Annotated in this window: 11 protein-coding genes and 4 pseudogenes; 11 read left to right on the forward strand and 4 right to left on the reverse strand. The window is 58.7% G+C overall.

Annotated elements, in window-relative coordinates; all coding sequences use genetic code 11:
* Positions 1 to 465: 465 nt before the first annotated feature.
* From AB3L03_RS11590 to AB3L03_RS11635, 10 genes and pseudogenes are all read left to right on the forward strand, one after another.
* Positions 466 to 1410, forward strand: a complete 945-nt coding sequence (locus AB3L03_RS11590) for a LysR family transcriptional regulator (RefSeq protein ID WP_007605762.1) — start codon at positions 466 to 468, stop codon at positions 1408 to 1410.
* A gap of 2607 nt (positions 1411 to 4017) precedes the next feature.
* Positions 4018 to 4737 carry a MerR family transcriptional regulator gene (locus AB3L03_RS11595; protein WP_368508621.1) on the forward strand — a complete coding sequence of 240 codons (720 nt, stop codon included), beginning with the start codon at positions 4018 to 4020 and terminating at the stop codon, positions 4735 to 4737.
* Between the two features lie 651 nt (positions 4738 to 5388).
* Positions 5389 to 6501: a branched-chain amino acid ABC transporter substrate-binding protein gene (locus tag AB3L03_RS11600; RefSeq protein WP_085383209.1), complete on the forward strand. Its 1113-nt coding sequence runs from the start codon at positions 5389 to 5391 to the stop codon at positions 6499 to 6501.
* A gap of 671 nt (positions 6502 to 7172) precedes the next feature.
* The gene (gene hisC, locus AB3L03_RS11605) at positions 7173 to 8249 is read left to right on the forward strand and encodes a histidinol-phosphate transaminase (RefSeq protein ID WP_368509037.1); all 1077 of its coding nucleotides are present in this window, start codon (positions 7173 to 7175) and stop codon (positions 8247 to 8249) included.
* A gap of 214 nt (positions 8250 to 8463) precedes the next feature.
* On the forward strand, positions 8464 to 9498 hold the full coding sequence (locus AB3L03_RS11610; RefSeq protein ID WP_368508622.1) for an LLM class flavin-dependent oxidoreductase: 1035 nt from the start codon (positions 8464 to 8466) through the stop codon (positions 9496 to 9498).
* A 1229-nt stretch (positions 9499 to 10727) separates the two neighbouring features.
* Positions 10728 to 11072 (forward strand): hypothetical protein, encoded by a 345-nt coding sequence (locus AB3L03_RS11615; protein WP_368508623.1) that lies wholly within the window; start codon positions 10728 to 10730, stop codon positions 11070 to 11072.
* Positions 11073 to 12028: 956 nt separating this feature from the next.
* Positions 12029 to 12345: pseudogene (locus AB3L03_RS11620) on the forward strand (chitooligosaccharide deacetylase NodB); the annotation flags it as partial.
* Positions 12346 to 12359: 14 nt separating this feature from the next.
* A pseudogene (nodC, locus tag AB3L03_RS11625) lies at positions 12360 to 13553 on the forward strand (chitooligosaccharide synthase NodC); the annotation flags it as partial.
* Positions 13554 to 16055: 2502 nt separating this feature from the next.
* Complete coding sequence (locus AB3L03_RS11630; protein ID WP_368508624.1) at positions 16056 to 16283, forward strand: hypothetical protein; 228 nt, start codon at positions 16056 to 16058, stop codon at positions 16281 to 16283.
* A 1274-nt stretch (positions 16284 to 17557) separates the two neighbouring features.
* Positions 17558 to 18184, forward strand: coding sequence for a transglycosylase domain-containing protein (locus AB3L03_RS11635; protein WP_368508625.1), 627 nt, complete (start codon positions 17558 to 17560; stop codon positions 18182 to 18184).
* A 1134-nt stretch (positions 18185 to 19318) separates the two neighbouring features.
* Here the strand turns inward: AB3L03_RS11635 and AB3L03_RS11640 are convergent.
* Positions 19319 to 19674: pseudogene (locus tag AB3L03_RS11640) on the reverse strand (ATP-binding protein); the annotation flags it as partial.
* Positions 19675 to 19739: 65 nt separating this feature from the next.
* Here AB3L03_RS11640 and AB3L03_RS11645 point away from each other — a divergent pair.
* Positions 19740 to 19943 (forward strand): annotated as a pseudogene (locus AB3L03_RS11645) (transposase); the annotation flags it as partial.
* Positions 19944 to 20021: 78 nt separating this feature from the next.
* On the opposite strand, the gene AB3L03_RS11650 reads toward AB3L03_RS11645, so the two are convergent.
* From AB3L03_RS11650 to AB3L03_RS11660, 3 genes are read right to left on the reverse strand one after another with little or no spacing between them, the layout of a single operon-like run.
* A complete protein-coding gene (locus AB3L03_RS11650; protein ID WP_085357270.1) occupies positions 20022 to 21686 on the reverse strand; it encodes an IS66 family transposase in 1665 nt (554 codons plus the stop codon).
* A 45-nt stretch (positions 21687 to 21731) separates the two neighbouring features.
* On the reverse strand, positions 21732 to 22079 hold the full coding sequence (gene tnpB, locus AB3L03_RS11655; protein WP_085357271.1) for an IS66 family insertion sequence element accessory protein TnpB: 348 nt from the start codon (positions 22077 to 22079) through the stop codon (positions 21732 to 21734).
* Positions 22076 to 22477: a transposase gene (locus AB3L03_RS11660; protein ID WP_085357272.1), complete on the reverse strand. Its 402-nt coding sequence runs from the start codon at positions 22475 to 22477 to the stop codon at positions 22076 to 22078. The genes tnpB and AB3L03_RS11660 overlap by 4 nt, the downstream gene beginning before the upstream one ends.
* Between the last annotated feature and the right edge of the window lie 70 nt (positions 22478 to 22547).

The raw sequence follows: 22547 nt of genomic DNA on the forward strand, positions 1-22547 counted from the left end.
GGACGCCTTCGCTTGCATGTTCCGCACGATTTCACCGTCGCAAGGACGCAATCCAATCGGATGCGACCAAGGCACATTTGGCACCCGCAACCGGAGGGGTGCGACCGGACGGCAATCTACGGCCTGGTTGAGGGTTCGCTCAATTCTACGGCGGTACACGGTGGATATAGAATGGGTTGGCGAAGCCATACGATGGTTTGCTCGTCGTATACGCCCACGCAACTTTACGGATTCCGATCGTTCTAGCTCACGCCGATATGGCTTGCGCAACACGCGCGAAACTGCGACGCCACGATCGAGACGTCTTGATTGATACCGAGCGCAGGGCTGAGACGCGCAACGATTTGTAACCATTCTGATGGATCTGACATCTCGCTAAACTATCGTTTGCTATCCTCATTCGGTACAAATGGTAAAATCGAATATATCGATAGAACACATTCACAGCGTGGATCGCTCCGGATTATGCGTTTCAAGGGCCTTGATCTGAATCTCCTCGTCGCGTTCGACGCCCTGGTGACGCAAGGCAATCTCACTACGGCGGCAAGAAGCATCAACCTCAGTCAACCTGCCATGAGTGCCGCCGTCGCGCGGCTTCGCACTTACTTTCGCGATGAGCTATTCACCATGAAAGGACGGAAGCTTGTCCCAACGCCGCGGGCTGAAGCGCTCGCAGCCCCGATTCGCGAGGCTCTCGCTCACATTCAGCACTCCATTATTTCTCCAGACGGATTCGATCCGTCTCAATCGAATCGGCGATTTAGGATCATCCTGTCCGACTTCATGACTGTCGTGTTTCTTCGAGGGGTCGTGGACCGCGTCGCGCGGGAAGCACCAACAATCAGTTTCGAGTTGCTGCCGCCCGCAGAGGAACCTGATGAGCTTCTCCGGCGCGGTGAAGTCGATTTTCTCATGTATCCGCAGATGTTCATGTCGAGCGCGCATCCGAAGGCGGCTCTGTTCGAGGACACTTTCGTCTGCGTGGGCTGCCCCATGAACAAGCAGCTCGCTTCGCGTCTCACGTTCGAGAAATACATCTCGATCGGGCACGTGGAAGCCCAGTTCGGGCGCTCCCTGAGGCCCTCCTTCCACGAATGGCTCTTGCTCGAGCATGGTTTCAAGATACGCACCGAGGTCGCGGTGCAGGGTTTTGGCATGATTCCGCCTATGTTATTGGGCACCAACCGTATAGCGAGCATGCCCTCAAGATTGGTCAGCCATTTCGCACAGACGATGCCGCTGCGGGTTGTCGAACCTCCCCTGCGACTTCTCACATTCACAGAGGCCGTCCAATGGCCCGCCATTCATAATACTGATCCTGCAAGCATGTGGTTGCGCAACATATTCTTGCAGCAGGCATCCACGATGGTCTCTCCGTCCGAGATCAGCCAATGTCACGGCCCGTCCTAGGACTGTTCGGGCCGGTTGCGGCCTGCTCCCGCTAACCGGACTTACGCCAGGCCCGAAGCCCCCGGTCCTCTGATTGACGTTTGGCACAGTGAAAAAAAGCGCGCTTAAGCGTAAGTCGCAGCCGATTGACTCGCGGTGCCGTGACGATCCTGCGCATCACACAGCTCGCTTGGCGGCTAAGGACTTTCCGCTGATTCGGACGGGACCGCATCACAGGTGCATGCGCCAGCTTCAGAGTACGCAAAAATTATGTGGCCTGTCCGGCGAACAATGTTCGGCCTCAGCACCAAACTCGCTTGAATCGCACGCCGCGTCAGGTTCAAGGCCAGCACCTGCGATCGAAGTTGCAGGCTTCACCTGGTAGCGAACCCGCATCGCTGTTTGCCTGAACTGGTGGATCTCATTGCCTTCAACAGCGATGGAGTTAGTCCCGAAGCGCGCCACTAGATACAAATGGCTGATGACCGGCAGAGGCGCTTCCTGCTCGTTCAGGTCGAATCAACATGAAAGCTGAACGCAAACGCCGCCCACGATCGCGCACCCCAAAGCCAACCGCAAACCCGGATGGGCGGGGAAGACTGCGTGTCTTTGCACAATGTCACAATGGAAATTCGGAACACTTCCTCTCTCGGCGGCGCTTATCTTCCTCTCGATGCGAGCGATGCCGCGTGATCGAGTGCAACTGCAAGCTTGCAGACCGCAGGACCAACCCGGATCAAGTGACATCAGCTGGCGGCACTTTTCCGGCTGCGCGCGTGTTGCGGTGAGGAGTGCTCATGATGAGAGGACCGCAACTGTGCCAAGGTGCGCCCGCGTAAGCGCTCGCCGCTCGCATTCGCCAAGCCTGCTCCTCCTCCAGCTTTCGATCATTTCGGCCGACATGTTCACCCGAGCCAAATCGGATCATCGGCGCGGGGTCCTTCTTTCCGATGTCGCAACAATCGTGTTTTTCGAAAGATCGCGGCGTGACTCACACCGCGCCACCGCCGTCCATCTCGAGCTGCTGCCTCGCACCGCTGACCCCGAAGGGCTCCTTTGCTGCGGCAAGATGATTTGCCTATCTTACCCGAAGCATCTATGTCCAGCGCGCTTGCCAAAGCGATACTGTTAGAGGCTGGAATTGAGTGAGTGAGCGGCCGGACGAGCAAGCCAATACCGCGACAGCTCGCCGTCGAGCCTTATGTTCGATGGGATCCTTACGGCGAATCCGCCAGACACTGCCCCCCGATCTGGGAAGTCGCTTTGACTTGAGCACGGTCTTAAGACGCGCATTAAACTCCTCCACCAAGCTACAGCATCTCTGCTTTGCTATTGCGGACCCGTATAGCGAGGCTACCAAAGGCTTGCCAAGTGATTCTGCAAAGGCAGTGTCGCTAGGAATCCTTGCACTTCGGGTGGATTACATCTGCCGAGGGCCGTCCGATGTACTGCGCTCCGCGACACCGAGCCGGCGCAAGCCTAAACACGCAAGTTATTGCTGTATTAGTTATGCCAAGGCTTTCCCCGGGCGTGAGCGCGCGGCACCTGGGGCGGCCGTAGACGCGTTTTGAGTGCCGCCACATGCGACGGATATGGCACGATTGTTCGAGACCCGGTCCTTAAATTGGGAGCAACGTTTTGCCAGGCGCTTCAGATGCGCCTGCGTTGAGATGATGTCTTCAGGACTGGTCTTGAGCTCCGTCTCCCCTCATTCTCCCGACGTTTACGGCGGCGGACCTGCGTCGTTGAAGAGCAGCCATCATCTTCCGGCACTCAAAACCTGGGAGCAATCGCGCGAGCGACGCCTTCGAGCCCACATTGCCAACACAAGAGGGCTAGCCGACGGTCGAAAAAGCTGTTAGGCGCCGAGCCGGCCGCCGCGCCGCGCACGTGATCGCGCGACTGATCTACGATAATCAACCCAATCAACCGCACCGCGCGCGTAGGTAATAGACGTCACAGCAAGGATTGCGACTGAAAAAGAGCCATCTGGTCAGATCAGTGCTGTGTCTGGGCTTCCCGTTTCGGGAGGCCGTGTCTCAGCGGGTTGCCACGCACATGCTTTCGCTTCTCCTGATGATCAGGCCGCAAATAGGCACCGCTGCTGCAGGATCGAGGAGACATTGTACAGTTTCGGTTAGTGCGCTCTTGGCAAAAGGGAAGCAAACGCCGTGTTGCACAACGGCACCACGTGGACGCACCCGTCACAATCTTTCGCACACGTCGCCGCTCCGTCTCCTTTTTGCCCCACCACAGCCAAACGGCTTCGTCACGTGCGGCGCGAGTGCAATCATCAAGGGAGCTTTCTGTTGGATAAGCCGAGCGGAGTCTACGATCCGGATGATCTCGCGAGCTTGGGAAGGCTGTTCGATCAAGCGATCGCGTCTTTACCGTCATGCATGCGAACCAGCGAGAATCGCGTGGCGATCGCCAGACTGGTCATGCAACGCGCAGCGAGGGACGAATTGGCGTCGCTAGCGTACTTGATGCTTGCACTTGTCTCGGCCGCTTGAGCACCGGCATGCACTCTAACCTCCTGGGGCCTGCAGCAAGAGACGCATCATCTAGATCATTGAAATAACTTGATTCTCACGTGACGTCAGGTTGTAGGCTTGCAAATTGAGGATCATGACAAACGCGATACCACGACGGCGCCGATGGCGCATTGGAGAACTTGCAGAGGCGACCGGTGTAACCGTACGCACTCTGCATCATTACGAACATACCGGGTTATTGACGGTGTCGGAACGTACGTGTGGCGGTCACCGCATGTACGATCGGGAAAGCCTACAACGCGTCTCCCAGATTCGCGCTCTACGTGAGCTCGGCTTCTCGCTTCCTGAGATCCGCAAGGCGATCGAGGGGCGGACATCTCTCACGGACCTGTTGCGAAACCATCTGGAGCGGATTGAGCTTCAAGTCGCGCGCGCGACATTATTACGGGATCGATTGCGCACTATGACGACGCAAGGTGAGACAGAAGTCAGTGTCGACGAGCTGCCGGCGACGCTAGATGCCATGTCGCGGATTGAGGAGCGTACCCCCTCTGCCATCTGCACGTGCGCCTCTAACGCTAGCCGCGAAGATCGGTGGCGAAAGATTCGGGACGAGCTGCGAAGCTGCATGGACCAGGGTGAGCCTCCGTGCTGCAAGCGGGCAAATGCAATCGCGCGTCAGGCCCGTTCGCTGCTGACTGAGATCGCAGGAGTTGATTCGACTGTCTCGATGATACTTAAGGTGCTGACGCGATTGACTGAACCACACAATCTCGCCGGCTGGGATGCGAGCCTCATGCGATACCTCGATCTCGCCCTCGCCGCGCTGGAGGACCAGCTGGGAAAGAATTGAGCGCACCCGTTGCGACGCCCTCCCACTGCAATGTCGCCAAACCCAATGAGCTCATGGTGATCCTTGTCTGAGCCAGGATCGTTTGGTCCCTAGCAGTTCGCCTCCAAAGCTGCGTTGTCCCACTATTTGGTGTTTCGCTCTGCGGAGCTTTGGCAATCAACCTCGACGAGCACGCTTCAAAGTACTTGATTCGTACGTAGCGTCACATTGTACCTTCTAAACGCATCGACGCAGCAGCGGGGCGACGGACAGAGCGTCGGCTAAATTAAGGGATACTCCGATGACCGGCACCACTTACGGACGTTCTCGGTGAGAGTTCTCCACGAGAACCCGTCGCTCAATGATCGTCCCGCGCCGTCCAAGCGTCTCCTCGGCACACGTCTGTCGAGCACGGAAGGTTGGCGCGAGTACCGGGTATCGGCGGGATGTTCGATATTGGGGCTGTCAGCCTTAGACCGCTTCTCCTGACTAGTTTCGGAACGTCCATTCGTCCGTGTCCGCCCGATGCTTATGCCCAACCTGGCAACAACCTGAGCCCATCCGTACCCAACCTGAGTTCGACTCAAACATCATTGCGCCGGATTGTTGGTCGCCGTCATACCAGGATGGCGAAGCAGACCAAGTCGTAGCGCGAGACATCGGGAGCCCTACATGTCGGTCCTTCGTGTTCACAGGCTTGCAGCTGCTGCGCTCCTTTCTTTGGCCCTGAGCTCCAGCGCCAGGGCAAAAGATGTTTACATTGCCGTAGCCGGTCCAATGACGGGAAGCACTGCGGCGCTCGGCGCGCAGATACGCGATGGAGCGGCCGCAGCCGTGGATTCGATAAATGCATCGGGTCTGCTGCCTGACACAAGGCTCATATTGAAGATCGCGGACGATGCATGCGATCCCAAGCAGGCCGTCGCTGTTGCCAATCGCCTGACAAGTGACGGGATCAAGCTCGTCGTTGGTCACTTCTGTTCATCTTCGTCGATTCCGGCTTCAGACATATACGCCGAAGCCGAGGTAATTCAGATTTCGCCCGGCTCGACGAATCCGCGTCTGACAGAGCGTGGCCTAGCCACGCTGTTTCGGATTTGCGGCCGCGATGACCAACAAGGCAGGGTTGCGGCCGATTACATCGTCCGCCACCACCAAGGCGCAAAGCTCGCAGTCCTCGACGACAAGAGCACAGCAGGCAGCGGTATCGCCGATATCGTTGAATCGCGCCTTCGTGCAGCCGGCGAGCATCCCGTTCGACAAAGCTATGTTGCAGGCGAGAAGGATTACACCGCTCTCGTTTCGCGACTGAAGAGAGAGGGAATCCAGCTCGTCTATATCGGCGGCTATTACAACGAGATCGGCCTGATCGTGCGTCAAGCCGCGGAGGCGGGCGCACGTCTGACCGTGATCGCCAACGATCCGCTGATGACATCCGACTTTTTGGCCATTGCCGGCGAGGCCGCGAACGGCACGCTCTTTACCTTTATGCCGGATCCGACGAAGAATGCTGCAGGCGCAGCTGCTGTCGCCAAGCTCAAGGGTTCGAGCCTAACCGCCGCAGGTTACACGCTCTACGCTTATGCCGCGGTTCAAGCATGGGCCGACTCCGTCAAACGGGCCGGCACCTTAGATGCCACGCGGGTCGCTGCGGCCCTCCGCTCCGAGTCAATCGACACGGCTATCGGCACTGTTGCATTCGACTCCAAGGGAGACAATGCCGCTCCTGGCTTCATCGTTTACCGCTGGCGCGACAATACCGTCGAAGCGGTCGAGCAGAACTGACCGCCCGTCCCAACACCGCACGGAGCGTTCGAATGATGAACCATCCTCGATATAGCGAGTACGCGCTGCTCACGTGCCTCGCAATCGCCGCAGTCGCAGCATTTCTCACCCTCGCAGCAATGCTATCACAGCTATCGTGCGCGCCCGCAGTGCCGCCCGAAGAGTACGTTCCCATTCGCCTGGTGCCACTGCAGTGAGCATCACTTCCACATTCGGAAGGCCGACGAATATCCGTGTCTTCTTCCAGCTATTGAAATTGATGCGCGCCTCGCTCTCGGGAGTGAGCTGTCAGGGCCTCTTTAGAACGAACGTACGTCTTGAAACGATGTCAGTCACGCGCAGTCCGTCTGCCGATTGCGCGGGTTCGAGCCAATCGTTAGCTGGGCCGTTCGGTCGAGGGACGTGGCCTTCCATCTCTTTCCTGGAAACAGGTATTGGTTCGGAAAACGCCGTGCGACGCCTGATCCGTGCTGATGGCTATCCGGCCTTGAGACGGAGTCTGATCCGGTACGGCCCTTAGAGCCAGGTCTGCCTCCCAACACTCACATTCATGCAGGCCTCGCCCTTCTTGGGTCCGAACAAAGCGCACGCACCACGTACGCTCGCCGAACGCCCTCAACTATTCGTCGATAACAAGGGAGAACGCCACTTTGGATGCAAAGCTGCAGACTATGCTTTCCTCGCTCTCGCCGGTGGCTCGCGAACTGGATGCTCTACCGTCGGGGCGTCCCACCACCGACAACAATTGCGTGAAACTAAACACGAATGAGAACCCCTTTCCGTTGCCAGGCGTCGTGATGCGAAGCGCAATTGCAGCTCTTGAGCTGCAATACCGCTACCCAGAAGACGACAATGTCAGCTTGAGGCAAGCGGCCGCAGCTGCGTATGGCATTGCAACTGATCGCGTGATCGCTGGCAATGGATCGTCTGAACTCCTCAGCCTGATTTACAGAGCCTTCCTTGCCCCGGGCGACGAGGTCGCAATGATGTCGCCGGGTTTTTCCTTCAATCGCAAGCTTGCCATGTTGCAAGGGGCCCGCTTTATAGAAATTCCCTGGTCTGCACCTCACTGCTTGCCGATGGACCAGCTGCTTGTCGGTCCCGCTAAAAACTCCAAGTTCATTCTGCTGGCCAATCCGAATAACCCGACCGGAACCTTTGTTCCGCTCGCTGAGATCGAGCGCCTCGTTACACGATCTGACCGATTGATTGTATTGGACGAAGCTTACGTCGATTTCGCACCTGAGGACGGCCTACGCCTCGTTGAGCGCCATTCGAATCTTCTGGTCCTGCGCACATTTTCCAAGAGTTATTCGGCCGCTGGCATTCGCGTCGGCTTCGGTTTCGGCCACCCCGAGCTGATTGGGCGGCTTCGCAACATCCAGAACGTTTTCAACATGAATGTGGTCGCTCACGCGGTGGGCATGAGCGTCCTTGCGCATCGGGACGCCTATGAGGAGAACCATCGCCACGTCAGGCTTGAGCGTCAACGTGTAACGGCCGCCCTCGCAGACTTCGGATTCTGCGTAACGCCTTCACACGCGAACTTCCTCCTCGCCCGTGTGCCGGTAGGCCAGGGTGGCAGATGGTGGCAGGCGGCGTTGCAAGACCAGAGAGTCCTTGTTGCCTTCTTTCCGGATGCCGGCCTGGAAGAGTGCATTCGGGTTAGCATCGGTACAAAGCGCCAGATGGATGCGTTTCTTGCCGCCGTCGGCAGCATTCTTAGGAAAGTGGGATGTCGTGGCTAATGGTCCCTTCCACTCACGTCACACATCTCCGTTCGTAATCGATCCGGATCCTCACAGGATGCAGTTTCGCGACGCAGCGGACTCTGTCCTTGTCCAATTGCCGGAATACCAGCTGTGGAGAACCGCTTCACAGCACATGCATCGCATTCGCAGGGAGCGCCTCTTGCCCCCCAAAACCCGCCGGCCTCCGGTGCTCTATATAGGAGATGAGTGAGTGAGAAACGTTGTTCCCTCAAACCTGACGTGCGGCATCTTTGATCATCTTGACGAGGACGGCCGCGATATCACCCGGCAATACGCGGACCGCCTTACGCTGGCGGAGGCCTACGACCGGCTCGGTTTCTATGCCTATCATCTGGCGGAGCATCACTGCACTCCGCATGGACTGGGTCCATCACCGAACTTGTTTCTGTCAAGCGTCATACAACGCACACGGCGACTTCGCGTCGGTCCTTTGGTCATGCTGCTCAACCTATACCACCCGCTGCGTGCATTCGAGGAGATCTGCATGTTGGATCACCTGAGCGGCGGCAGGGTTGAGATCGGCCTTGGTCGCGGCTCTCTGCCGATCGAATTGAGCTATTTTGGCGTTGGAGCCGATGTGGCCTCGAGCCGTTACGAGGAAGCTTCCCAAATCTTCGTTGGCGCGATGAATGGGGGCCCGCTCTCGTACCAAGGGCAGCATTTTGCGCTGAGCGACGTCCCTTTGACGCTTTCACCTCACCAGCGTCCTTGTCCCCCGACATGGATTGCGACAAATCGGCCAGACTCCGCCCGCTGGGCGGCGGCAAATGGCGCCCATCTCGCGTGCATGGGCCCTTCTTCTGCCGTTCGCAAGATAACCGATGTCTATCGCGCTCATCAAAACGCCGAGGGTGACGCCAACAGTTCAGCACCATTTCTCGCGTTGCTCCGCATGGTCGTGATCGCCAGCTCTGAAGCCGCGGCCCGCTCCCTCGCCGCGCCTGCCTACGAAACATGGCTCAAAAGCTTTAAATTCCTGTACGAGCTCAATGACATCCCGCCTCCTTCCAACCTGCCCCTGACCTTGGATGCTGCAATTGAGAGTGAACTGTGCGTTGTCGGAACGAGCGCTTCGGTGCGCCGAACTCTTCTGGATCACGTCGAAGAGGCAGGCGCCAACTATCTCCTTTGCCAGCTCGCCTTCGGATCTCTACCACTGGAGGCCTGCCTCAACACCGCCACTGCGATTCACTCCGAGCTCATAGCGGCAGAGCGCGGGCTATGACCCACAGTTGTTCCGATAAGTTCGCGGTTGACCCGATAGTAAATGGCAATAGCGACGCCGATGAGCACCGCTGCCGAATGGCTCGATCAGCCGCTGCTATCGTTCAAATGGCTTTTACACCCAAGCGAGCCTTTCGGCTGCATCAGCAAACAGAAGGCTTAACGGCAATAAATCGCCTATCTCTCATTTTGCACGCGTTGAGAATGCCCGAGCATTGGTTTGCCTGGACACGTGAGTTGGTTCAGGCTGATCCCGCTTTGGCGCGCCGGCTCGTCGATCGCATTCCAGACGAACCCAAGGTGTGGTGGGTTATCGCCAGAGCGGGCCTGTCGTGACACGGTCCCGGCAGCGCTCCGACCGTACGGAGGAGATCGCGCGCAAGCTCGAGATCGTGCTGGCGGAGTTGGCTGCACTGCGCATTCTGCTGGCTGCGCACGGCATTAGCACCCCTCCACCTCTCCATGAGGACTACCTCACAGTTCAGCGGTTCGCGGCGACGAATCACATAAGCCCCGAAGCCGTGCTCTCTCGGATCCGCCGCGGCAAGCTGCGTGCGGAGAAACGCGGGGGCCGCTGGTGGGTGAAATGCACGGTTTGCACAGCATAGCCGTGCAGTGACCAGGACAGTAAGACAGACAAAGTGAATCAATCCGAGATACGGACTCCGGCAGATGAAAATGATCTGCGCATATAACCTACTATCACGGCTGGGCTCGACCGGGCGGTCGATGGAGAGCCAATAGATTGATCGAGGTCAACGTGGCGCACGACCAACACACTCGATCGCCGACTCGGGAGGGTCGATCTCGATGCACCCACGCAATCACGAAACGCGTCGACGCTCCGAGCAGCGGGATATCGGATCACCAGCTTTGCGTGAGCGGGACCACTCAGCCGATTCGGCGTCGTCAACAGAGCCATCGCAGTGCACAAGCGGAACAGCACGGATGCTTGGCAGTAGATGTCCACCTCCAATACCTCTTGCAGCGTATGGCAAAACGAAGACGGCGCACGCCCTCCATGTCGGCTTTGGACGCCATCTCACGCACCCAAATTACGGCCTGAATAAGTGCCCTTTGAAGGTCCGTCTCACGCCCGCCGGGGCATAGCAGCGGAAATGTAATCCCAGTCATTGCCCTGTTCAGGACACCTCGCACGTCGGTGTCAATCGGGGACGTGTCTGATTTGGCGGATGGCCGCCAGACTCTGGCTGGAGAAGGAGATCGCCTATGATGTCACCAACACTGATGTCAGTCCTGGGGTCGATGGTAGCAGTCGAGCGTATGTTTTGGAAACTTCGAGAATTGATCGATGGCGATAGCTCAATCTTACCTGACGTTCGAGAGACGCTCCATGTGATTTTAGACGCGAAGCTTCTTTCCGCAAAAGATAAGATTATGAGCGACGCGCGCGCTGCGATCGACGCAACTCCTGATTTGCCGCAGGCAGTCCGCGAGCGGGCATACAGCTCGCTCGATTCTGCAATGACAATGTTCATGGCCAGCGAACCCCGCCGCACCCAGGATCTCCTTAGCGAGATCGGCATGTTGAGCGCTCATCGCAAGATGCATTGATGCATGCCCCGCTCGGTCGATCCCTTGCCGCGACATTTGGCTGTGCACGGTTGATGTTAAGCGAGGCGATTCGATTGAGCTGCTGAGCAGCCATCAGCCTGGTGGTGCATCACGAAACACGCTTCTCTGGCCAGCCTCAACGGCCCGCTGCATCGAACAAGTGCGAGTCCCCTTCAGCTCTGCAACTTAATCATCGAAAGGGCCGGCCACTCGTCGTCATCGCCACTGGCAATCGCCCGAGTTTGCTCGTGTGAAGCTCGCTTGAGGTCATCCAGCTCAAGCACCATGATTCGCGTTTCCCGACGATGGGTTCGTTGCTCGGCCAGGACCTTGCACTGAAAGGACGGTCGCATGCGGAGCCACTCTATCGCGTTAGCCTGATCAAGTGGATCAAGAGCATCGGCTTGCCCGCCGAGCGTTGATCACTCTTGGCCCACCCGCAGCATGGATACCTCACATCAAAAGAATAGATTTTAACAATAATCTACAAATCCACATAGCTAGCCGCCTGCAATCGCAAGGACGATTGAGGACAAGGCGCGCGATGACGTATTCGCTATTTTCAATGCAATTGACGGATGACGTGCAAGCGCGAGCACATGTTCACCTCTTGCGCCCAGATCGAGGCCCCCTCTTGGTTTGGCTATCCTGACTGGGGCGCAGCGTGAGGTATCGTATTGCGTCAGCGAGCCACCGGCGCGCGGGATACATCAATCTGGATCGAACATCAATAATGAAGCAGCATGGGCAGCTTGCGCTCAGAGCTCTGGCCAAGCAAGAGCGGCGCAGCAAACGCCAGTAACGACAAGGGCGATATGCGCCGTTGGGTGCAGCTCTCTGTCAGCTGAGATTACGGATGGCTGCGCTTTACGCGCATCGGTCAGGCGTCGCGCCGCTCGAGAGCGCTTGGCGAGAACAGGGAACTGGAGAGTGTTTTCGATGCGGGCTCGAGGCCGCGGCACATGCGTGCGCCGTACGGGACTGGAGCAAGGAGGCCTTCGCCGCGTCGGCGAAGGCCCAACTGGCAGCCCTGCACTGGTCAGTCGACCCGCAAGACTGGTCGCGTCCCGGCGTCGAGGCGATTGTTGCCGCGGTGCTGGCCTCGGTCCAGCCGGGCGCAATCGTGCTCCTGCACGACGGATGCCCTCCCGACGAGTTGGGACGCTGCCCTCATGCTGGTCGGCGCGACCAGACCGTGACGGCGCTCGCCCAACTCATTCCAGCACTGCATGACCGTGGATTTGCAATCCGGTCGCTTCCTCAACCTCACTGAATAGATCGATTCCCATGAGCCTGCTTGCCACCATCAGCACCGCTGCTGTTGCCTCCTACGCGTTGCTCTCCAGCGTCCACAACAGCGCGCAGGCGCTTTATGCGCTGCGAAGCGACGCTCCACTGCCGCCGTACGACCGGGTCGACGCCGATGCTCTGCCCAGCGTCGATGTCATCGTGCCCTGCTTCAACGAGGACCCGCGCACGCTGGCGGCTTGCCTGAAGTCTATCGCAAGTCAGGATTACCCAGGGCGATTGCAGGTCTACGTGGTCGACGACGGCTCGGCAAATGTCGGCGCAGTGGCCGCGGTCCACGCGAGCTACGCGTATGACCCGAGATTCACCATCATTCTGCTGCCAAGCAATGTTGGAAAACGCAAGGCGCAGATCGCAGCGATTCGCCGCTCATTCGGCGATCTCGTGCTCAACGTCGACTCCGACACGGAAATCGACAGCGACGTGGTCAGCAAGCTCGTGCGCAAGATGCAGGATCGAGCCGTCGGCGCGGCCATGGGCCAATTGAAGGCCAGCAACCGAAACGACAGCTGGCTGACCCGATTGATCGACATGGAGTACTGGTTGGCTTGCAACGAGGAGCGCGCGGCGCAGACGCGGTTTGGTGCCGTCATGTGCTGCTGTGGGCCGTGCGCCATGTACCGGCGCTCCGCGCTGCTGTTGCTGCTCGAGCAATACGAGACGCAGTTCTTCCGGGGAAAACCCAGCGACTTCGGTGAGGACCGTCATCTGACCATCCTCATGCTCAAGGCAGGGTTCCGAACGGAGTACGTTCCGGACGCCATCGCCGCCACGGTGGTCCCGGACACGCTCTTGCCGTATCTGCGCCAACAGCTCCGCTGGGCGCGCAGCACCTACCGCGACACCCTGCTCGGTTTGCACCTGCTGCCCGGCCTCGACCGGTACCTCACGCTGGACGTGGTTGGACAGAACCTCGGCCCGCTGCGGCTCGCCATCTCATCGATTGCCGCGCTCGCTCAGCTCGCGCTCACGGGCACCGTGCCCTGGTGGACCGGTCTGACCATCATCGCGATGACGATGATACGATGCAGCGTGGCAGCCGTTCGCGCCGGTGAGCTTCGATTTCTCGGCTTTTCGCTGCACACCCCGATCAACATCTTCCTTCTGCTCCCGATGACCGCTTATGCGCTCTGTACCTTGAGCAACAGCGATTGGCTCTCGCGCAAGTTATCCGATTCTGCCGACGCAAGTGGAACGAATGGCCAGCTTTTGTGCCCGGCTCCCAGAACCTCGAAAACGGAGGAGATTGTTTGCACGTCGCGCATTCAGCATCTAGAGAACCGGATTGCTCTCCAATTGGAGCTCGTGGCTCAGCTGATCTGCCAGGACACACGGCGCTCCGAGCCGTCAAGCTGCTGGACGAACTCACAAGCAAACTCATCGCGGCCAGACTGGTTAAGCACCATGATCGAGGCTAGCGCCAGGAGCGTGAGCAGGCGAACAGTCCCAGCGAAAGGGCACGGTGACCTCTTCTATCCAGAAGAGCTCTGCATTCTGGCCAACATCTTCAACGAGACGCTCGCAGCTTTATCGCCAGATCGCCGGACCATCGCCGATCGTATGCAAATCGCCAAACTTGTTCTCGCTCGGGCAGTGACAAGTGAACTCAAGTCAAATGATGTAGCCCGCATCTTTGGCGATTTCATCGATCAGACATTCATCTCTTCCTCGCCCAATCAAATTAGGTTTCGGCTAACACCTGGCGAACTTCTGCTTAAGGCGCAGGTTCACTCACTAGAAGACATCGCCGTCAATTTTTCGAGATTGCCGAGCGGTCCATGTAAGACAGCGTCGTTCTGGTAGCGGGTTTGTCTCATGGTCAGTAGGCATGCCGCGGGAAAAGATCGCCGCGCCACCTTCACAGGCATCTAGGCGACGACCGCATGATTTAGGCGCTCGGTTTCAAAGGATGAGTGCGGCCACCCTTGCATTTCATTGGCCCGCCGACAGCCTGCCGACGCGCAAACAACCCGGGTGTCACGAGCGTCGCGCCGATTGCGCAGCCAGCTGGCTAGCCTCCTCCACGTTTCAGATGCCACCTGAAACGCTTTGTCCGTTGCCCACCAGCAGGGAACATGGGCAATGCCGTCGGAATAAGCGCACCAGTCTGACAAGCCACATCGGCCGGCATATCGCAACGCTTCATGCAACGATCGCGGCGTGGACTGCTCTGGGAGGCATCCGCAAAGCTGTGCCACGCTACGCACACCGCTGCTGTACGCCACATCGAGCTAGAATGCATTTCGGATGGAAGTGGCCGGAGGGACTCGGCTCATACGTAGCGTCTCGTCCTCGGAATCAAGCATCTGCCGAATCGCGCCGACCAATTGTCGACCAGCGATGCAGGAGCGTGACGTAGCACATCAAGGCACTTCTCGGGATTAGAGGTTGAGGATGACGACAGCACTTCTCTTCTTACGATCTTCTTCGCCGGCTTTGGATTTGGCAACGACGTGCCGAGCTGGCGTTCCCGCAAAGGAGGTGAGCGCGCCCGGCTCTATGGTGCTCTCTTTCCTTCCGCCTTCTGCTACGCTGCCGCCCCGAGTTCCCGCACGCCCGGTTTCTAACATCGCATTCGGCCTCGCTCGAGCAAGGAAATTGCCGATCCCCCACGTGAGGGCGAACGCCTTCCGCCGCCGCTTCGACGAGCATAGATGCGCAACCTAGACTGGCGGCTACGCGCGTGCTCGCGTAGAGTCAAGTCCGACAGCAGCATCTGTATGGTCTTAGCATGTGCGGAAGCTATTGCCGGGCAGAACTTCCACCACAGATCGTAGACAATTCGCGCGCGAGCTAGCGCTTGAATTGAATTGGACGCGAGCGCGATTGCGGCAGCGTCGGTGAGGAGCATTTTCAATTTCACCCAGCATCTGCGGCGCTTCGATGCCCCTCACGATCTGCACTGCGTGAAACGCGAGATGCAGAGCGCTCCGACGCCTCAGATCTGATCTCGCGTCAGGATCAAGCTCGCGTTGACCATGAGCAATGGTCCTGGCCGAGCTAGATTCCCTGAAGCAGCCTACCCAAACTGGTAGTTTCGAAGGTGGGGCTTCCTTCCTAGAACTCGATCTGCGACGGGCAGAACAGCGGATGCATCATGAAGCCTGACGAGCGCCTCGCCGAAGTCGTTGAGAATAGCGCATGTTTTGATGATGAGGCATGGGAGGTGTGGACACAGTGCCTCTCACCCACTGACCGGCTAGCGTATATTCGCAAACATCGGTCTCACTTCCGGTTTTCAGATTACGATGACGTGATAGCTGTTGTACGCGGTCGGCGCTTCACCGGTTGCTCATCTCAGCTCCTGCGATGGCGCCACAGGATACGAGCAAGGACGTTGCAAAGCGCCTTGCTCTTCTCCGTTGCGGTGTGGCTGGTCATCATTTGGCTTGCGGTGTGCTTTATCCGCTGAGATCAGCAGCCCACTTTTCGTCCTAACGTAGGATAGCTGTGCCCGCATGCGTCCGAGCATTGGGGCGCAGTTGGAGATGACCTGGAAAGCCGCAACCTGACGCAGCGTTCGTTCGTACATTGTTTTAGGACGCAAATGTTGCGAAGCAGTTACAGCAAATCGCGCGGACTTTGTTAAAGACGCACGAGGCTGGGGGCGCCCAAGGGATGAGAGTAGAAAAAGACCTTGTTGCCTGAGACTGTAAGCAATATGGCGCCGGCGCGGTGACGCCCGCATTCGGCGCGGATCTGCCTGCGCAGGCCGTCCAACCTCTCTACACCAAAGCTCCGCAGCCTGTCGCGGCTGCGATGTACGACTGGAGCAGCTACTATATCGGCATGGACGGTGGCTTCGGCTCAAGCTCGAATTGCTGGGGTTTCAATTGCGGCACGGCCGAGGGCGGTCATGATGCGACCGGCGTAACTGTGGCTAGATGGCAGATGGGCCAGTAGAGCAAGGGCTGGCGAGACAAATTCGGCAAATCCGTATCGACAAGCGCCTTTCTTAGGAAGCTCGGGGGGGCCTTTGCAGATACCGCTCTCAGTCGCGTGCACTCACATGGTGTTCAGATCGAAAGCTGGCATGGATTTGCGCAGATAAGGGGGATGACCGCGGCGGCGACGACGTCAGCCTCTCTGGCGTGAGGGACATATGCTAGGGCACCACGCCGAGAGCACACAGCTTGCAACAGCCGAACACCTGGCCAATCGAGCATTGGTCTTACACAATGTCCTGAGTGATCAAGCAACCATGTCGCCCAAGACCTCTTAAACACTTGAATCGTACCCAGCGTCAAGTTGTACCAACTAGCGGTTCGATTCGCTCAACTGAGACATAGCCCGCCTCATGACGACGGCACAGCACATTTACGATCCGCGAGGCGGTGCTGGAAATGGATATATCTTGATGATGGCATTTGTTCTTCTCGCTCTGATCTTTATCGCAGGCTCTGGCGCCGGATATGCCGTCCGCAGTTGGCATTCTCGCAGGCGGCGAGAGCGCGCGCGGCTGTATATGGCTTATGCCCACTCCGCTGCTCCTGCGAAACCATCACTTAAATGTCCCGCAGGCGCGAGCAATGATGTACCAAAGCGACAGCTTCAGTTGTGATGCCGACTAGCGAAGCTGCTTCAACGACTCGCTTGCTGGCAAGACGCATCGGGTGCTGCAGACTAGATGCCATCGAGAATACAGCGTGACGGCTGAACGACTCACGACCCGCGATCACCCTCATAACTGCAGGCGTACTGGCCTCATCCCCTCAGAGCTTATGCTCGATTTGCAAGCTTGCGTGTGTGCTTCTAGCCGCAGCGTATCGCATCTCGTGACTTGTCTGATTGCCCCACACAAGCTTTTCTTCGGCGCTTTCAATGAAAAACATGAAACATGAAGGCCGAGCGGCATGCCGACAGCGGCACGCGTTTCGCCGCGCGAACTCCAGGTAATTGAAAGAAGCAAGTGAATCAGATGATGCCGCGAAGCCGGACCGCCGCGATCCAAGAGCGTATAATGGGAACAGCCAGGCGTATCTGTTCAATCACCAGTATGGTTACGGAGCTGATGCGGGGTGCGCTGGGTGTTGGCCGACCGCTACGCTGGGTGATTGTCGACCCGCTTTCGGAGGCTTTAACATTCGGGATCATCAGCCTGATACTGATTGATCCTGACAATGCCGGTTTTTCATGAGACCGCAGGTCAGAATTAGAGCGACGACTCTGACCCTACTGTGTGTCTTCCGGACTGCCGCGCGGGTCAGACCAGCGCTTGCGCTACGTACATCTCGATTGGACTCAAAGAGCTTCCGGACGTCTTAATCAAGGCGACGCTTGCGACCGAGGATCACCGCTTCTACAGCCATTTCGGGATTGACCTTGCTGCTATCGCCCGTTCATTCCATGCTAATTGGAACCTAGACGGCATACATTCGACCGTTAGCCAGCAGGTTGCGAGGATTCTATTCCCGTCAAATGGAGCCGCTGTCGAGGACAGAATTCACGAGGCACTTGTCGCGATTTGGCTCGAACGGCGGCTCACCAAGGAAGAACTCCTAACGATCTATTTGAACCGGGTGCAGATCGGAGCCGCTATCTTCGGCGTGAGTGATGCGGCACGGCTCTATCTCAACAAGCGCGTTCAGGACATCGACCTGAGCGAAGCGGCCACCCTTGCCGGCTTGCTAAATGAGCCGCTCGATGTCGCTTCGCACATTGGTCTTCGGAATGTGCGTCAGCGTGCAAGCCTGGTTCTCGATAAGCTGGTCCAGACCGGATTCATGACTGATGACCAGGTGTTTGGTGCAAGGCACTATCCGGCACAGCTAATGCTCAGGCCCGACGAGGGGTCGTTAAACTAGGGCAATCGACAACGAGGTTCTCACAGACAGTACTACGCGAAACTCGAGGGTAAACTTGCTGGATCAAAGCCGTACGTCCGTCATTGTAGCTTTAAGAAACCGCCTCTATAACTATCCGCTGCATCACTGGTCGTGTGAGGGTGTGAGGGCACGGATCGCGTTTACACCTCCAAAGAACCCGAGCTCCGGCATAACTGTTGCGCTCTTTGTCAGATTTGTCTGGGGCCTCTTTTCATCATGCATCGGATTCAACCCGAGCGTATCCCGCCTCATGAGGCTCTTGTGAGCGCCGCATTTATAAAGGCCTGGCGCCTTTTGGAGATAGATCCGATCCTGGCACATAGCCCTCGGACCCTGCTCTATGATCAGTTACGAACTCGTTCGGAGTGCTCGGTCGAGACCGGCGAGCGGGATGTGCTGCGTCTTGCAAACGGCGCGATAAGAACTTTACGGCTTGAATGGGCAAAGTGCCACACTTCATAAACTTGCTTCGTGGCGACAACATAGTGGAGGACCGGAGACCCTGGTTAACTGTGCCCTCTCGCTGTGAATAGAATGACATTCCGATCCTGTCCGATCTCGATGACAGTCCACCAATTCCTGACGAGCTCGATAACTGCGGCGTCGGTCTGCTTGCGCTCGAGATACCGATCTTGATGCGCGTTTTTCGCGGCCCCGAGCCGTTTTGAATTCGGCGGCGCACCCAACACAATTCGGACCGGCCGCAAGAAAGGACGCGTGCTATGAGCGAGAGCTGAGCGCGGGTTGCTCCATCAAGCACAAACGCTCAGCTGCGTGGACGATAAGAGCGGCGCCCCTGTCGGTAGTCGCCATCATGGCGGCGACACCGTCGGATGCTCCAGAAAGTTAAACCCGCAGCATCACAGTGCGGCCATTCGCAAGCACGGCATACCGCGGCTCTCCAGGCCGTACACGATCGTCCCCTGGCGCTGTTTCTTGCCGAAGGCCCAGTCGACGATTCCAGTGAATCACGGCTCCGTTCGCGGGCGGCTTCCTCGGCCGCGGCTAGGCCTAGTTGCGGGATCCAACGCCAGAAGACCGGCGATGACTAGGAGCAATCGCGCCCCGCAACGGCCAGATCGTGGGTCGAGCAACCCGCTGCTCTCGGGAGTGTCAAACGCCATCCGGAACTGCCCCCTTTGCGTCATGAAGAACTGCTCCCACCCTGGGTTTCATGATGTCGTTTGATGGTCGTTTCCGCCGGTGACGGGCAGGAGGGAGGCGGCCGACCGGAGGGCCGTCACCGGCGGGCGGCGCCTTGATGAGGCCGCTCTTCCGTTTGGCGCGGAGCCGGTAGCTGTCGCCGCGGATCGTCAGCACGTGGCTGTGGTGCAGGAGCCGGTCGAGGATCGCGGTGGCGACCACGGGATCGGCGAATACGGTGCCCATTCGGCAACGCTGCGATTCGACGTGATCAGCATGGCACCGGTTTCGTAACGGCGGCTGACCAGCTGGAAGAACAGATGCGCGGTGACCTGCCCCTGCCGATTTCCTCCAGTTGAAGTTAGAGTCCGGCCTTCTGAAGAACGGACAAATGAAGCGAGCCAGGTTTACGGAAGAGCAGATTATAGGCGTGCTGCGCGAGCATGAGGCCGGTGCGAAGACGGCCGATTTGGCACGCAAGCACGGCGTCTCGGAAGCGACGCTTTACAACTGGAAGTCCAAATTCGGCGGTATGGACGTCTCGGATGCCAAGCGGCTACGGCAGCTTGAGGACGAGAACGCCAAGCTGAAGAAGCGTACGCATACGACGAAGGCCGCCTGATTGACACATGCGCGCGAGCGCGGCGAGTTCTACGATGGCGTTGCGTGAAGGTCAGGCGGCTTGCTGATCGGCGGACTTGCCGGCTTGGTGCAGGAGCTTCCATTCCCAGGGCAGCAGTTCGCGCAGCCGCGACGCGGGAAGATCGGCGATCCGGGCGAGGACGTCGGCGAGCCAGGCCTTTGGATCGACGTCGTTGAGGCGGCAGGTCGTGATCATCGTCAGCATGATCGCGGCACGGTCGGCGCCACGTTGGCTACCAGCGAAGGTCCAGTTGCGCCTTCCCAAGGCAATGCCTCTCAATGCACGCTCAGCGCAATTGTTGGTCAAGCAGATCCGGCCATCGTCGAGGAAGCGGACGAAGTCGTCCCAGCGCTTGAGCATGTAGTTCATGGGCTTCAGGACCTCGGCGGAGCGCGAGAGGCTTTCTCGCTCGCGGAGCAGCCAGTCATGCATGTCGTCGAGCAGCGGCTTGCTCCGCTCCTGGCGCACGGCACGCCGCTCGTCGGCACTACGGCCGTTGATGGCGCGCTCGATCTCGAACAACGCATCCAGACGCCTGACCGCCTCCAGCGCGATCGGGGAGACCGGTTTGCCCTTGCGGCCTTCCCGGGCGGCTTTCTCGATGTCAGCCAGTTCGAAGAATCCCCGCCGCGCATGGGCCAGGCAAAACGCCGGCGTGATCGGCATTGCTTTCCTTTTTGGGTCGAACAACGGCTCGAAGCCGCCATAGCAATCCGCCTGCAGAATGCCGGCGAAGGCGGCCAGATGCTTCTGAGGATGTTCGCCCCGTCGGTTGCCCGAGGCATAATAGACCGCCGCCGGCGGCGCAGGCCCGGCGAACGGCCGGTCATCCCGCACATAGGTCCAGATCCGGCCGGTCGTGCACTTGCCCTTCGCCAGGATGCGGATAGTGGTGTCGTCGCCATGAAGGCGCTCGGCCGCGAGCACATGACGCTCGATCAGCTGGAACAGCGGCATGACGGCGAAGGTTCCGTGGCCGACCTGGTCGGCCAGCGTCGACAGCGGCAGGTCGATCCGCTCAGCCTTGAAGCGCACGCTCTGGCGATTGAGCGGGATATGCATGCCGAACTTGTCGAACAGCATTGTCGCCAGCAATTGCGGACCGATGAAGCCGCGCGGCGTGGCATGGAACGGTGCCGGCGGCTGGCTGATCTTCTCGCAATCGCGGCAGGTGAACTTCTCGCGTATCGTCTCGATCACCTTGAAGCGACGCGGGATCTCCTCCAGCGTCTTGGTCACATCCTCTCCGACCTTCGCCAGCCGAGATCCACCGCAGCAGGCGCAGCTCGTTGGAGCCTCAATGACGACGCGCTCGTGTTCGATGTCGTCCGGCCATGGCTGGCGAACCGGCCGCTTGCGCATGAAGGGGCGAACGTTCTGCGTCTTCGCTGCTGCGGCCTGCGCGGCAAGCTCATTCTCGGTCGCCGTGGTGGCGAGTTCTTCGAGCTCCAATTCCAACTGCTCGAGTAAACGCGCCGTGCGCTCGGAGCGCTGCCCGTGCAGTTCGCGTTTGAGCTTCTCGATCCGTAGCTCAAGATGAGCGATCAGCACCTCGCTGTCCGATAGCTCCGCCCGCGCGTTGGCGGCATCCGCGACTGCCACATCGCGTTCAGCCTGCAACGCCTCGCGCTCGGCCAGCAGAGCAAGGTAGGCTCTCGTGAGATCCGAAGGAAGGTCGTCCGGCTTCGATGTCATGACGCCATTGAATCAGATCGAGCATCAGATTCAAACCCAAAACGATTATCCGACCCGCGTCGGCCGCTGGGTTTCTTGCGGATTGCGCCAATCGATCCCGGACAGCAGATAGCTCAACTGCGCCAGCGAGATCGTTACCGCTTCACCGGCAACCGATGGCCAGATAAACTTTCCTCTCTCGAGTTTTTTTGTGAACAAGCAGGCTCCCTGACCATCGTGCCAGATCACCTTCACAAGATCGCTGCGGCGACCGCGGAAGACAAACAAATGACCGCTGAGCGGTTCTTTGTGCAGCACCTCCTGCACTTGGAGGGCCAGCGACGGAAAGCCTCTGCGCATATCCGTGTAGCCTGTCGCCAGCCACACTCGCACATTCCCTGGTACAGCAATCATCGGCGTCCAAGCACATCGAGGACCCGCGCCAGCGCCTCCGGATCGACGTGCGCATCCACCCGGATGCACCGTCGGTTGCCGAGATCGATCTCTATCAATCCAGTACGTGCGGCTGCCGCCGAGCGAACTCGGCCATCAACCGTAGGCAAAAGCTTCGCAGTTTCTTCAGTCGAAGCCGCTACGGCGGCGATCTGCACCGGCGTAAAAGATGGTGCAACTTGTTCCGATGTCCGTGCTTGTCGACGCCAGGTAAACACCAGGCTGGCCGCTACTCCGTTGCGCCGCGCAACCTCAGTTACCTTCGCGCCCGGTGCCAACGTCTCCTCGACAATCCGTGCCTTGTCGTCCTGCGACCAACGCCGCCGCCGCTCCAGCCCGCCTAAAACCTCGACCCGCATCGCCTGATGACCTTAAAGCTAGACTTAAGGTCACACGCTTCGCGAATTACCAACCCTCACGCAAGACGGC

The organism is Bradyrhizobium lupini (assembly GCF_040939785.1).
In the GTDB taxonomy this organism is placed as follows: domain Bacteria; phylum Pseudomonadota; class Alphaproteobacteria; order Rhizobiales; family Xanthobacteraceae; genus Bradyrhizobium; species Bradyrhizobium canariense_D.

Coding starts and splice junctions, on each gene's coding strand:
- AB3L03_RS11590 (WP_007605762.1), top strand. CDS start 466: ATGCGTTTCAAGGGCCTTGATCTGAATCTCCTCGTCGCGTTCGACGCC.
- AB3L03_RS11595 (WP_368508621.1), top strand. CDS start 4,018: ATGACAAACGCGATACCACGACGGCGCCGATGGCGCATTGGAGAACTT.
- AB3L03_RS11600 (WP_085383209.1), top strand. CDS start 5,389: ATGTCGGTCCTTCGTGTTCACAGGCTTGCAGCTGCTGCGCTCCTTTCT.
- hisC (WP_368509037.1), top strand. CDS start 7,173: ATGCTTTCCTCGCTCTCGCCGGTGGCTCGCGAACTGGATGCTCTACCG.
- AB3L03_RS11615 (WP_368508623.1), top strand. CDS start 10,728: ATGATGTCACCAACACTGATGTCAGTCCTGGGGTCGATGGTAGCAGTC.
- AB3L03_RS11650 (WP_085357270.1), bottom strand. CDS start 21,686: ATGACATCGAAGCCGGACGACCTTCCTTCGGATCTCACGAGAGCCTAC.
- tnpB (WP_085357271.1), bottom strand. CDS start 22,079: ATGATTGCTGTACCAGGGAATGTGCGAGTGTGGCTGGCGACAGGCTAC.
- AB3L03_RS11660 (WP_085357272.1), bottom strand. CDS start 22,477: ATGCGGGTCGAGGTTTTAGGCGGGCTGGAGCGGCGGCGGCGTTGGTCG.